General features: G+C 38.5%; 13 protein-coding genes. 1 reads left to right on the top strand and 12 read right to left on the bottom strand.

Annotation, left to right across the window (positions count from 1 at the left end; all coding sequences use genetic code 11):
* Positions 1-54: 54 nt before the first annotated feature.
* Positions 55-1,914 (top strand): squalene--hopene cyclase, encoded by a 1,860-nt coding sequence (shc, locus tag QUG14_RS28765; RefSeq protein ID WP_289344265.1) that lies wholly within the window; start codon positions 55-57, stop codon positions 1,912-1,914.
* Positions 1,915-2,226: 312 nt separating this feature from the next.
* On the opposite strand, the gene mug is transcribed toward shc, so the two are convergent.
* From mug to QUG14_RS28705, 12 genes are all read right to left on the bottom strand, one after another.
* Positions 2,227-2,733, bottom strand: a complete 507-nt coding sequence (mug, locus tag QUG14_RS28760) for a G/U mismatch-specific DNA glycosylase (protein WP_289343868.1) — start codon at positions 2,731-2,733, stop codon at positions 2,227-2,229.
* Positions 2,734-2,917: 184 nt separating this feature from the next.
* Entirely contained in the window at positions 2,918-3,358 is a 441-nt protein-coding gene (locus tag QUG14_RS28755) for a YitT family protein (RefSeq protein WP_289343867.1), read from the bottom strand.
* A gap of 84 nt (positions 3,359-3,442) precedes the next feature.
* Positions 3,443-4,756 (bottom strand): Na+/H+ antiporter NhaC family protein, encoded by a 1,314-nt coding sequence (locus QUG14_RS28750; protein WP_289343866.1) that lies wholly within the window; start codon positions 4,754-4,756, stop codon positions 3,443-3,445.
* Positions 4,757-4,856: 100 nt separating this feature from the next.
* The gene (locus QUG14_RS28745) at positions 4,857-5,285 is read right to left on the bottom strand and encodes a cell wall hydrolase (RefSeq protein WP_289343865.1); all 429 of its coding nucleotides are present in this window, start codon (positions 5,283-5,285) and stop codon (positions 4,857-4,859) included.
* A gap of 68 nt (positions 5,286-5,353) precedes the next feature.
* The gene (gene abc-f, locus QUG14_RS28740) at positions 5,354-7,228 is read right to left on the bottom strand and encodes a ribosomal protection-like ABC-F family protein (protein ID WP_289343864.1); all 1,875 of its coding nucleotides are present in this window, start codon (positions 7,226-7,228) and stop codon (positions 5,354-5,356) included.
* Positions 7,229-7,373: 145 nt separating this feature from the next.
* Positions 7,374-7,508, bottom strand: coding sequence for an RAxF-45 family protein (locus QUG14_RS28735; RefSeq protein WP_095251092.1), 135 nt, complete (start codon positions 7,506-7,508; stop codon positions 7,374-7,376).
* A 106-nt stretch (positions 7,509-7,614) separates the two neighbouring features.
* Positions 7,615-8,031, bottom strand: coding sequence for a hypothetical protein (locus QUG14_RS28730; protein ID WP_289343863.1), 417 nt, complete (start codon positions 8,029-8,031; stop codon positions 7,615-7,617).
* 20 nt (positions 8,032-8,051) lie between these two features.
* On the bottom strand, positions 8,052-8,945 hold the full coding sequence (locus QUG14_RS28725) for a peptidylprolyl isomerase (RefSeq protein WP_289343862.1): 894 nt from the start codon (positions 8,943-8,945) through the stop codon (positions 8,052-8,054).
* Between the two features lie 21 nt (positions 8,946-8,966).
* Positions 8,967-10,382: a S1C family serine protease gene (locus tag QUG14_RS28720; protein WP_289343861.1), complete on the bottom strand. Its 1,416-nt coding sequence runs from the start codon at positions 10,380-10,382 to the stop codon at positions 8,967-8,969.
* Between the two features lie 166 nt (positions 10,383-10,548).
* Positions 10,549-11,973: a sensor histidine kinase gene (locus QUG14_RS28715; RefSeq protein ID WP_289343860.1), complete on the bottom strand. Its 1,425-nt coding sequence runs from the start codon at positions 11,971-11,973 to the stop codon at positions 10,549-10,551.
* Positions 11,945-12,646 carry a response regulator transcription factor gene (locus tag QUG14_RS28710; RefSeq protein WP_289343859.1) on the bottom strand — a complete coding sequence of 234 codons (702 nt, stop codon included), beginning with the start codon at positions 12,644-12,646 and terminating at the stop codon, positions 11,945-11,947. The genes QUG14_RS28715 and QUG14_RS28710 overlap by 29 nt, the downstream gene beginning before the upstream one ends.
* A 491-nt stretch (positions 12,647-13,137) precedes the next feature.
* Positions 13,138-14,112 (bottom strand): quinone oxidoreductase family protein, encoded by a 975-nt coding sequence (locus tag QUG14_RS28705; protein ID WP_289343858.1) that lies wholly within the window; start codon positions 14,110-14,112, stop codon positions 13,138-13,140.
* Between the last annotated feature and the right edge of the window lie 7 nt (positions 14,113-14,119).

Genomic DNA, 14,119 nt, shown 5'->3' with positions numbered 1-14,119 from the left:
TCCTGAATATGTATAGATGAGAATATTCAATAGGGAGAGGACTGAGTGATACTCATGACCAATACAAGGAAAGGCATTGACTGGCTGGTTGAAGTTCTAAGAAGAGATCAATCTCCCGATGGCTCCTGGAATTATCCATTTGAAACTGGTCTATCGACAGATGCCTATATGATCATTTTATTACGGACATTGGAAATAAATGATGAGGAATTAATTAAAGGGCTTGCACAGAGGATTTTAAGCAAACAAGAAAAAAGTGGTGCCTGGAAGCTTTTTTACGATGAACAAAATGGAAATCTTACCGCTACCGTCGAATCCTACTACGCACTACTATATTCTGGTTACTTTGATAAGAAGGATGAGCGTCTTCAAAAGGCGAAAAAGTTCATTTTATCCAATGGCGGAATCGAAGAAATTAGTATGTTTACAAAAATAATGTTGGCATTAACAGGACAGTTAAATTGGCCATCTCTCCCCCTGCTTCCGATTGAAATCATCCTATTACCACTATATTTCCCAATCAATTTCTATTCCTTTTCCGTTTACGGCCGGGCTAATTTGACTCCTATAATGGTTCTCGCTGATAAGAAATTCTCACTAAGGACGAATAGGAGTCCCGACCTTTCCGAATTACTGAGGAATCGGGAGGAGCCTGATTCCTGGATTCGTTCAGATGAAATGCGAACACTGCTCTCATTTTTCGAAGAAGGAGTAAAGAATTTAATTGGACTGCCGCAACAGCTTCATAAGCAGGCTATTGTGCGTGCAGAAAAATATATGCTTGAACATATTGAGCAAGACGGAACGTTTTACAGCTATTACAGTTCCACTTTTTTAATGATTTTCGCCTTCCTCTCACTGGGATATAAGAAAAATCACCCTGTAATTACAGCCGCAATTAATGGAATTAAAGTGATGAAATGTACAATTGACGGACTTCCACATATGCAATACACAACAGCAAATGTCTGGAATACTTCATTAATTGGTTATGCGCTGCAAGAGGCTGGGATTTCAACTGAAGATCCTATGGTTGTCAAAGCTAATCACTATTTACTAGAAAAGCAGCACGATAAATTCGGTGATTGGGTGATTCATAATCGTACTAGTTTACCAGGAGGTTGGGGTTTTTCAGATGTGAATACCATCAATCCTGACGTCGATGATACGACTGCATCATTAAGGTCGATTTCTAGAATGAATTCTGCAAACGCCTGGAATCGGGGAATTAATTGGTTGTTATCAATGCAGAACGATGACGGCGGATGGGCTGCTTTTGAAAAAAATACTGATACCAAACTTTTCGAGTTTCTTCCCATCGAGAAAGCGGAATTTATCCTCACTGATCCATCGTGTGCAGATATCACAGGGCGCACCCTCGAATTCTTCGGTAACTATACAAATCTATCAATCGACCATCAAAGTATTAAAAAAGGGGTAAAATGGCTGGTCGATCATCAAGAATATGATGGTTCATGGTATGGACGTTGGGGAATTTGTTATATTTACGGTACTTGGGGGGCAGTCACCGGTTTATCAGCAGTAGGTGTTCCTGAGAGTGATGAAAGTATTCAAAAAGCCATCCAGTGGCTGCAACACATTCAAAACAAAGATGGTGGATGGGGCGAATCTTGTTACAGCGATAGCAAACAAACCTATGTGCCGCTTAAAGCAAGCACACTAACGCATACTGCTTGGGCTGTGGATACCTTAATCAGTGTTTCTGATAAACCAACGACTGCGATTCGCAAAGGTATCACTTATTTAATTGAGAATCTAGCAAGAGAGGATTGGACCACCGCCTATCCCAAAGGACAAGGAATGGCTGGTGCATTTTATATACACTACCATAGCTACCGCTATATTTTTCCGTTACTAGCATTGGCACATTATCGAAAGAAGTTCGAAACATAAGACGACGGGAATTTGGTGTTGCAGCGGTCTCGACCTAAATCGTCGAGTAAGCAGTCATATTAAATAAGCGGAGTTTTTCCGCTTATTTGCAAAATGAAGCTCATTTCGAGGAAAATAAGCGGAGTTTTTCCGACTATTCAATGCAAAATTGCCCATTTTTCATGTTTTTCGAGTAAATAGGCGGAATTTCTCCGCCTATTTACTCAATTTTTATTTAAATTTACAAAATAAGCGGAAATCTTCCGCCTATATATCTGAGCGGGTGCTAACCCGATTCCCCAGCCGAGATATCGCCATCAATAGGGCATAATTTTAAGCTATTATTTTAGCTAGCTCCTTATAAATCTCCACAATTTCCTCCACTTTCATTCTAACGAGGCCGCTGGAAGATGGAGCAACAAAATCAATGGTGCCAGGCACAACAGCCTGTTCTTGCCTTCCCCACGGAACTTTTTTCAAGCCACTGTATTCTTGATAGACTCCCTTACCTACGAAACAAACAACTCTCGGTTTTAACTCTTCAATCTTGTTCCGGAGAATTTCCTTTCCCTCGCTGTATTCTTCCCTTGTAATCTCGTCCGCTGCTTTCGTCGGTCTTGCAACAATATTTGTAAGCCCCATCCCTAAATCTAAGAGCGTGGCATCTTCGGCAGCATCCAATTTTCTCGGAGTCAAACCAGCTTCATATAAAATTTTCCAAAATCGGTTATTTGGATTGGCAAAATGATGTCCCGTTTCACTTGAACGAATACTCGGATTAAATCCGACAAATAAAATCTTCAAATTCTCTTTTATATGATCATTTACTGGTTTTAACATATTGACCTCTATTCAATAACATTAATGACTCTATTTTACTAAACCATCTTCATTTTTCATAATTACGCACCGAAGTGAGTAGCGTTACTAGTAACCCAACGATCGAAACAATTAACAACGAATATAGTAATCTAGGCTCCTGGAGAAGTAGTAGACTCGTCATAATAATCACTGTATCAATCGCTTAAGCAATGATTCCGACGTTGATCTTTGTCCATTTTGCGAGCAGTAATGCGAGTAGATCCATTCCACCAGGACTTATTTGATTTCTCAGCATAGTCCCTACACCAATTCCCACGATAATTCCACCTATAATGACAGAACTAATAATCGGTAAATGAAATACATCTTTTAAAGGTGCTAAGATTTCAATCATACTCCCTGAAAAAATAGCCCCGACCAATCCGTAAAAAAAATAGTTATAATCCGATTTATACGCGAGAAGGTAAACCGGAATATTCAAAAATACAAACGTTAATCCAATACTAAAATGCCATAGGTAGTTGAAAAGGATACTAATTCCAAACATTCCGCCATTCATAAGATGAAAAGGCAAAATAAATCCGTTTACCCCAATTCCTAACATCGTACTACCGAATCCGATTACCGCTAATTTTTTGAGCATGATTCCCATCCCTTGTCCAAATATCTATATACCACTTATATGTGGGTACAAGGGAGTTCATTCGTTTCAATAATTCTTTGGTCGTTATGCAGTAACTAAACCTCTCGATTTTTTTACATGTTTAAAGAAAGAAACGATTATTGTCAAAAGTGGTAACAACCATAAAAAAATGGCGTACGGCAAATATTCAAAGATAGGAATTCCAACTATGGTACTGCACATAATTGCAAGTACGCTCCACGGGACCATACCCGGGAATAACATCGTGGTATCTCCCATTACTCTTGCCAATTCCTCTTTCCCATATTTGCTAGACCAATGAGGTAAAAAGGACCTCCCTGTAAGGATAATGGGAAGAGTTTGATTAGCTGCAATAAAACTGATTAATAGAGTAGCTGCGAAAGTTTTTAAGGTGTCATCTGTTAAGGTTGTTGAACTTTGCAGCCATTTATCTAGATAAGGCTGAATGACGTTCAATTCTTCCAATAAACCATTATAGGCACCTGCTAAAGCAAGAAACAGCAATAATTCGTACATATGAATAAAGCCTCCGCCTAGACCTTCAATTCCATTCCAATAGGCACGAACAATTTCCACCAGCGCAACACCTTTAATTAAAGAAATGATACCAGCGGAAAGGATACTTGAAAGGAAAGCATAAATAATACTAAATCGAAACAGAACTAGAAGTAGCAAAATGAATGGAGGTATAAACTTCAACAACAAAAGATCACTCCATCTTAAAGCCTCTGTATGAACTAAAGGAACATCAGAAAGGATATCAAAAGATCCGTAAAAAAGAAAACACATTCCAACCGCGACCAATGTCGTAAATAACATTGCATTCCATAGTTTTTTTACGGGTATTTCAACGGTATGTGCCAATAATTGATGCGCACTAGAAAATGGTGAGGTACGATCCCCCACGAATGCTCCTGAAACCAAGGCACCCGCTACCACCTCAGTGGGCAGGTTTAATACTGCTGCAGTCCCCAAAATAGGAATTCCAATCGAACTTAGCGTTCCAACTGTTGTTCCCAGAAGCATTGAAAAGACCATCGCAGCAACGAACGTTAAAACAAAAAAATAGTTAGGATTTATTAAATACAGTGTGATTTTTACCATTTGATCTATCGTTCCCGATAAATACCAGGACGGAAGTAAAAAACTAACTAGAAATAATATGAGAATAACAATCCTAGTCTTATAAACTCCTTTAAGACTTATGTGAAATACATGTTTTATACGCTCCTTTTTCAGTAGTGAAAGAATAACTAGAAGAATATATCCTGGCAGAAACCCGATGACAAGCGGTTGTTGAAAAAGTACGGACCAGATCACACCAGATAATGTAACGATAAGGAGAAGTAGTAGTTGTTTTATTGAAAATTGCTTCATTCTGTACCAACCTTACTATTTAATAACTCTAATTATAATGATTGCCTTATCTTTCGAAAAGCAAAATAAATGGAGCCGTGAATTTACGGCTCCATTCAAATTAATAAGTGTTATAAATGTTTTCGCATTCTTCACCTGTAGGTTGGTAAAAACAATGCAGTTTGAATCGTCCAACAAGAGGCTGATCATACCACGTTTGCGGGCAATCACCTTGTGGCCTAAAATACCAAAGAGAAAATTTTGAGGGCCAAATTCTTTCTCCATTAATGGCTCTTTGGGCTAATCGTCTTTCTGCCGTTCTAGCACGTTGATAAAAATAGCCTTTTGTAGTTGCTTCAAACGCATGCGGCTGATAAATCATTTGTGGAACCGTTCTAATACCTTTAAAATCCGAGCAATTTGCTCGTATGCGATTAATCCCCACATTCCCTACCATTAACATTCCTTGGGTGCCTTCTCCTTCGGCTTCCGCCCTAAGCAGTCTTGCTAAAAGGTCGATATCCGAAGAACTAGCTTTAACTACTGCCATCCTTTCACCTCCCATGTGTGTTCACCTATATCATATTCTGGAGGTATTATTGAGTGTTGGCAGTTTTCTTAAACCACTTCATCTAACTGACTATATAGTTGTTCCCTTTCTATTTCCATCGTTTCTAATTCTGCATAGTATTTTTGAAGCACCTCGATATCATTCACACTTTCCATTTGTTGTTTCAGTGAGTGTATCTGCGCCTCAAGCTCCTCAAGCTTTTCTTCTAGATTCACAACCTTAACCGTCACTACTTCCAATGATTTTGGTTTTAACACTTTCTTTTGTACCATTTCTGGCTCTGTAGGTGGAACCACTTTTATGGCGCTTAATTTCCCTTTAGCCCAGTCATAGTTCCCATCAAAGAAGTAAAGTGACCCCTCTTGGAGCCAATAGATTTTGTTAAATAATTTATTGAGAAAATATCTGTCATGAGATACAGCCAATATCGTTCCATTAAATTGCTCTAGTGCTTCTTCTAGTACCTCACATGAATCAATATCTAGGTGATTCGTTGGTTCATCTAGTACGAGAAGATTAATGTCTTGATACATAAGTTGCGCAAGACGCAATCGCATTCTTTCGCCACCGCTTAATTGATTAACTTTCCGGAAAACAGCAGGTCCGTAAAATAAGAATCGGGCTAAAATATGTCTTGCTTCTCCTTCATTAACAGTTACTTCTGAACGGAACACATCGATTACCCGTTCATCCCCAATGCTTTGGAAGACATGCTGAGATAAATAGCCGATTTTCACATTACTTCCAACCTTAACACTTCCATGGTCACTTTCACATTCGCGAAGAATCATCTTTAAGAGCGTCGATTTTCCTGTTCCGTTTTCACCAACAATCGCAGTCCGATCCTTATATTGAACGAGCATATTTACGTTTCCAAAAAGTGTCCGGCTTCCAAAGCTTTTTGAGACATTTTCTAGTTTAATAACATCCTTCCCGCTGCGATCATTGGATTCAAAATCAATCGCCATTTTTTTCACATCGAGTTTTGGACGGTCGAGTTTCTCAATTCGATCTAATGCCCTTTGCATATTGGTAGCCCGTTTATGAAGGGCAGCACTAGGTGGATTGGCACGATTGGCCCATTCACGAAGTCGTTTAATTGCTTCCTTCATTTTTTTTATCTTACGCTGCTGCTCCTGATATTCCTGGAACTCCCGTAACAGTCGCTCTTCTTTCTCTTTTACAAACCCACTAAAGTTTGTATGGTATAACTCAATTTCTCCATCCTCCATTTCGAGTACTTTTGTCACAACCTCATCTAAAAAGTAACGGTCATGGGAAATTAGAATGATTGTGCCTGAATATTCCTTTAGAAATGTACCAAGCCACTCAATTGCCATTAAGTCTAGATGGTTAGTTGGTTCATCTAGCAATAGAAGTTCAGGTTTCTTCAATAAACTTAATGCCAGACCCACCTTCGTTTTTTCACCGCCACTTAACAGTGAAAAAGGTTTATCTAAAAGCTCAACAATATTTAAACCATGTGAAACACGGTCCATTTGCGCATCCATTTCATATCCGCCGTTTAGAATAAAATCATCCTGAAGCTTACCGTATTGATCCATGAGTCTTTGCAAATGGATAGGTGTGAGTTCCTGGCCCATCTCAAACTCTAATTGTTGGAGTTTTGATTCTGTCTCTACTAATTCCGCAAATGCTGTCTTTAATACTTTTTTTACGGTTAGGTCCTTATAATCTGGAATTTGTGCAAGGTAGCCGATCTTCAGTCCCTTTTTCCAATGGATAACGCCGCCATCGATGGTTTCTTGATTGGCAAGCATCTTTAATAATGTTGTCTTCCCGCTGCCGTTTCGACCAACTAAGCCAACCCGATTTCCTTCGTGGATTTCAAATGATAAATCTTCAAAAATAATATTTCCGCCAAATGATTTTGCTATATGATTAACACTACATACGATCATGTTCATTCTCCTTTATTTGAACACTCTCTTCACAAAAAAATGCAGGCATCTATAGATACCCGCATTTTGAAAAATTGGCATGAAAAAAGAGTGCTAAAAAGGCACCCTCTTATCACCTATTTTTATGATGGGTAAAGAGATGTGTTTATCGTTCTATATTCATTTTGTAATTTTGAAAAAAGGACAGACTACCCCCTTTGAAAACTACCTCATGAAAAATTGCACGGCACAAATATAGCGCTTCTAGCCACTGTACACGTACAAAAATAGAACGAACCATCTCTTTACACCTCCGTTTCAACTCAAGATACTTATATTGTAGATATTTCTATCACACATTGCAAGCCTATTTTTTCTGACTAATCAAAAGGTTTTCACATTTATCCTTAGTGCAAATACTTTTTCCTTCCGCCAAACCGCCTCCGATAGACAAATTTCCGGATATCTTCTTCGTTAATTTTTCCATCGTATGCCGCAAACACCAAGGATTGGAGTTCTCGATAATGCTCCATAACATAAAGGGCAAACTGCTTCCGTTCACCCTTTGCTTGCCTTTTAAATTCCTCATCATTGAGAACTTCTTCTATTTGTTCCTGATAGAATGCCTTTGTATCTTCCCATTTTCTTGTTCGCTCATCTAAGATATCCCGAGCATAGTCAGGTAATTTTTCAACAACCAAGTCGATATACCCTTGAGACCACATGAGCATTTTATCCTTTTCAGGAAGCTCCATAACCATTTTCATCAATTCAAGCCCATCTACGTCTTCGCTCGCTGCATACTTTCCGACTTGATTCACCATTTTCACCTCGTAATGTAGAGTTATCCAACTAAACTTTCAAGGGAATTTTCAATATCATAGTCCTTTTTCTTTTCTTCAAGCCAAACCGAGTATTCAGTTTCTATTTTTTGATCAATTAATGTTTCCTTAATGGCAGCTTTGCTGTCATCATAATTTGCTTCTTTTGCTTCCTTTTTCTCTTCAACCTTAATAATATGGTACCCATAATCAGATTTTACTGGTTCACTAATTTGATTAACAGGTAATGCAAAGGCAACATCCTCAAATTCAGTTACCATCGTTCCTCTTGGGAAAAAGCCAAGTTCTCCACCACTTTCCTTTGAACCTTCATCGGTTGAATATTCCTTCGCCAATTCTGCGAAGTCTGCTCCATCAGCAAGCTTTTGTTTAATTTCTTTTGCAGTAGCTTCATCTTCGACAAGAATATGGCTGGCTTTTACTTGTTCTTCTTGACCAAGGGAATCTTTATTTTCATCAAAATATGTTTTTAATTCTTCATCCGTAATCTCTATTTGCGGTTCAATTAGTTTACGTAAGGTTAAATAATTTTTCAAATCTTCTTTAAGGACATCAAGTGTTGTATTATTCGATACCAGCATTTGGTCAAATACTTCTTCACCACCATAGGATTCCTTTAATTTATCCACTTCTTCATTCAATTCTTCATTTGTAATCGTAATTTTTTCTTTTTTTGCTTCAGAAGCGACAATCTTATCGGCGATTAATTGTTCAACCGTAGCGGCTCCATATTGTTCAACCATCACATCATACAGTTCATCTTTACTGATGGCATCACCATTAATTTTTGCAATAGCTTTATCCTTTGATATTGCTGAACTTAGGAAAATACCGATTGCGATCATTACTACCGCTATAATAAAAACTATTTTTTTATTTTGCTTAATAAAAGTCATTCTATTGATTGCTCCCTTAAATTATTTCGCTAGCTTAACGTTTACACTAGTAAGCTTACCGTCACGATAGACTTCAAATTTTATTTCATCGCCATTTTTCACATCGGAGTACAAGTATTTCCTTAGCTCAGATGAATTAGCTATATTTGTACCATTCATGGAAACAATCACATCCTGTGCCTCTAAGCCTCCGTTAGCTGCAGCAGAGTTTGGTTCAACCGCTGTAATCATAACCCCTTCTTTGACACTGTCAGGAAGGTTTTCCCAATACATTTGCGGCACTTCCGTTAAATCAGCAAGTCCCACTCCAAGATAAGGTCTCTCTACTTTTCCGTTTTCTATCAATTGATTCACAATCGGAATTAAATCGTTACTTGGAATCGCAAATCCTAATCCCTCGACACCACTATCAGCAATTTTCAAGCTATTGATTCCAATGACTAAACCTTCAGGATTAATTAACGCACCGCCGCTATTTCCCGGATTGATGGCTGCGTCTGTTTGAATGACCGTGGTCTCCCATGTTCCAGCTGATGTAGTAACATCAATACTCCTGTTAACCGCACTAACGATACCTTGGGTTACGGTTCTTGAGAATTCTAATCCAAGTGGGTTCCCAATTGCATAAACCTCATCACCAGGACGAAGTGTGGATGAATTACCAAACTGGGCAGTGGCTTCAACATTTTTACTATCAATTTTTAAAACAGCCAAATCGGTTAAAGCATCGGTTCCAACAACTTCTGCATTTACCTTTTCACCGTTATATAACGATACCTCAAGTTTTGTGGCACCCTCGACGACGTGGTTATTGGTTACAATATAGGCAATATCATTATTTTTTTGAAATATTACACCTGACCCTGTCCCGCTTTCAACATCCTGTGATGTACTATCTCCATAAAAACTTCTGCTTTGACGCTGCTGGTAATTGACAATCCCGACAATTGTTTTTGATAATTGCTCAACTGTATCAGCAATTGATGAGGAAGATTTTGCTGATGTTGGCTGTGCTGTTACCGTATTTGTCTCAGGATTCGTGTTCTGCAAGGTGATACCCTGTGACTGACTTTCTGTATTAACAAAGTTCTCCATATAGTCAGTAAAGGGAAGCACCGTGAGCGTTAAGACAGAACCCACCATCCCAGCCGCAACCATAGAGGCAAAACCTTTTAACTTTTTCTTCTTTTTCTTCGAACTATTTTTTAGCTCTACACGATTAGTAAGTTGTAGGGTTTCTTCTTTTGTTTCCTCAAACTCATTCGTTTCTGGTGTTGATTCGCTTGCTGTATATACTGTTACCCCTTCCACTTCTCCCTCACGTTGGATTGCAGTTTCATTTTCTTCTGGCTCGCTATCATTAACATCTGAACCTTCATCTGATGTATTTTGGATGTTATTCTCATTTTCTCTTTCGAATTCGTCTTTGTAATTCATGCTTTTTCTTCTCCTTTACACGTAAATTTGTGTAATTTATTTCCTTATCTATACTTTAGCCCACAATTATGAAAAAACTGTTAACAAACTATAACGGGATTAGGAAATTATTAAGAAAAAAGTCGGATAAACTCATAAGAAAAAGCAACAGGAGTTCCCCTGCTGCTTAAGGTTTGAAGGTAATCGTAAATTTCGTCCCTTTTCCTTTTTCGCTTTCCACATCAATCTCACCATTATGAAGTAGAACCAGCTGTTTTACAATCGATAGACCTAGACCGAAAGCACCGTATGGATTGCTCGTCCTTGAAATTTCAGCTTTGTAAAAACGCCGCCAAATTTTTTCAACTTCATTTGGGTCAATCCCAATCCCTGTATCTTCAACTTCAATTACCGTACCATTATGGTCCTTTCTACCTCTTAGCCAAATCGTCCCATCAGAAGTAAATTGAATACTATTCTTAGTAATATTAATCAAAATTTGGACTAGACGATCATAGTCAGCATTGACCATCACTTCTTCATCAGCCTCAACAATGATTTGAACATTCTTCTCTTCAGCTTGTGCAGTTAATTGTTCTTGAATGATTTCTAATAATTCTAATAGTTGAATATCTTCTCTAAATAACTCTATTTGATTGGACCTGATTTTTTCGTAATCAAGGTTTTCATTAACGAGGCGTATCAGTCGTTTTGCTTCTTGACTAACTAAATGTATTCCTCGTTCCTTATCCTCTTCAGGAATCATGTCATTTTTTAATCCTTCAATAACCCCGCTAATGGTGGTTAGCGGTGTTCTCATTTCATGCGAAACATCTGCCATGAATTGACGTCTTCGATTCTCAAGTGCTGTAATTTCCTCCATCGAATGGTTTAATTTTTTTACCATATGGTTAAAATCATTCGCTAACTCTCCGATTTCATCGAAATTGGAGGACGGTACATGTACATGGTAATCTCCAGCTGACACAAGCGATGTCGCTTCACGGAGACGCTTAATCCGGTTAACATGGATTTTTGATAGAAGCCAGCTCAGTAAAAAAGATACACCTAGAGCAATTAAGATTGTATAGATTAAAAACTGATTCACTTGGCGAATCATCGTACTTGACCCACTGATTGGTGAGGTTAACAAGATTCCGCCAATAAACCTGTCACGATTATCAATATAGGGTAAAACAACAAAAGTAACGCCATCTTGATCAAATCGCTTATAATCACTTTGGACAATAATGGTTTGACCATTTGTGATTTTTTCCCACTCATTAGGTTTTAACTCAATGGCAGGTCCACTTCTACCGACAGCATACAGATTGGCCTCTTGATCAAACATACTAAAACTTATCTTTCTAGACCGTAAAGTATTACTATATTGATTGATGATTTGGTCCGTAGCGATTGGATTTCTTTCAATATCAGAAATAATGGCTTTTCCATATGAGATCAATTCATCAGCTTTTTCGTCATATACCAAATTTCCAACATAATGAGCAAACAAAATACTTAATACTAGAAAAGCGACAATGATAATACTGATATGGCTAATAAACTGTTGTGAAAAATATTTAATTCTTATCTGTTTGAATCGACTCATCAAACTTATAACCTACTCCCCATACAGTGTGGAAGAATGGCTGCGTGGCTGTTTCTACTTTTTTTCGCAGTCGCTTAATGTGAACGTCTACTGTTCGCTCATCACCGTAAAATTGATATCCCCATACCCGTTCTAACAATTGTTCCCTTGAAAAAACCTGCCGGGGATGTTCAACCATATAATATAACAGGTCAAACTCTTTAGGCGTGAGGTTCGTTATTGGCTTTCCATCGACTAGCACTTCACGGGTATTTTTACTTATTTTAAAATATTCTGTCTGAAGGAAATCATCTTTTTGGTTTGTCACTTGTGTTTGATATCGACGGGTGACCGCCTTTATTCTTGCCATTAAGGTAAGTGGACTAAATGGCTTTGTGACATAATCGTCTGCTCCCATTTCAAGCCCAAGCACTTGGTCTGACTCGGTATCCTTCGCAGTCAGCATAATAATCGGAACGGAATATTTCTCTTCCCTAATTTTCCGGCAAATATTTACACCGTCCATACCTGGAAGCATCCAGTCGACAATCAACGCATCCCACGTTCCTGTTTTGAACGTGTTGTACCCTTCTAGTCCGTCATTCACAAAGGTCCCTTCAATTTCTTCCTTTGCAAAAAACATTTCAATCATTGAACACACACTTGTGTTATCTTCAATCACGAGAATTTTCAAAATCCGTCAACTCCTTGAAAAAAAACTCTTCTTATTTCAGTTTAAACGATTTTCCCCCCATATCAACTATATCGCAAAAACTTCCCCGCTATTTAACACTTTGTTCATGGTTTTTTAATATTCCATAAAAAAGAGGCCTAGTAGGAGTCACCGGCAAGAGTAAAATAAGCGGAGAATTTCCGGTTATATGCAAAATGGTGCTCGCTTCGGGTTATATAAGCGGAGGTTTTCCGCTTATTCAAAAAAAAACCTCTTATTTTTGAATTTTTAGAGTCAATAGGCGGAATCACTCCGTCTATTTAAGACTTTTTTAATGATATTAACTAATTAAGCGGAATTCTTCCGTCTATCTATCAGCTCAGCTCAGGTGCTGACCTGACCTTGATAAATAAAGAAAAAGACGTATGACAATTCATACGTCCATCCTGTGGCTATTAATAAAAATGCACCCATAACGGAACCATTTGGAAGATTTCCATAACTCCCAACTTTTAAGGTTCTAATATCAGCTTTCCTGTACTCTTTCTAGATTGTAGTAATCGATGAACATTTGCTGCTTCTTCGAGCGGGAATACACCGCCAATGGTCAACTTCAGCCTGCCTTCACCTAGATAACTTAGCAACTCTACTAAACTAGTTTGGAGTAACTCCGGTTTCCTCATAATCTGTGGCAGGAAAAAGCCAATAACCGACTGATTTCGAGCCATTAGTGAAGATGGATACATTCTGCTCTGTTCTCCGCTTGCTGCTCCGAATACAACCAGGCGCCCAAAGGTGGCTAGACATTTTAATGTTTTATTAAAAACATCGCCTCCAACCATTTCGAGAGCAACATCAACCCCTTTTCCTCCAGTTGCTTCAAGTACCTGCTCTACCCAGTTTGGTTCCGTATAGTTTACAAGAACATCTGCCCCCATTTGACGTGCTAGTTCTAACTTTTCAGAAGAACTTGCTGTTGCTATGATTTTCCCCGCACCAAACAACTTTGCCAATTGAACAGACAGAGTTCCAACACCACCTGCCGCTGCATGGACTAGAACCGTTTCCCCCTTCTCCAAACGCCCCATCGTTTTTAACACATGGTAGGCACTTAATCCTTGGAGTGGTAAGGCAACTGCATTTTGAAAGTCTAATTGCTCTGGAAGCGGAATTAGCGAGCGCTCATCAGCAAGAGCAAATTCAGCATATCCACCTGATTCAATTAAGGTAACAACTCTCATTCCCGGCTTAACAGTGGTTACCTTTTCTCCCACCGCAGCAATTACGCCTGCAATTTCAGCTCCTGGAATAAACGGAAGTGGTGTTTTTACAACATATTGTCCTTCTCTTCGTGCTGTATCCGCATAATTAACGCCAATTGCCTTTATTTCGATAAGTACTTCTCGACCTGTTGGAATTGGTCTATCAATCTCAACAATCTCTAATACTTCAGGTCCGCCATATTCCTTTAATTGAATAGCTTTCATAATAAAA

Source organism: Neobacillus sp. CF12 (assembly GCF_030348765.1).
In the GTDB taxonomy this organism is placed as follows: Bacteria; Bacillota; Bacilli; order Bacillales; family Cytobacillaceae; genus Neobacillus.
This window is presented reverse-complemented; position numbering and strand designations above follow the sequence as displayed.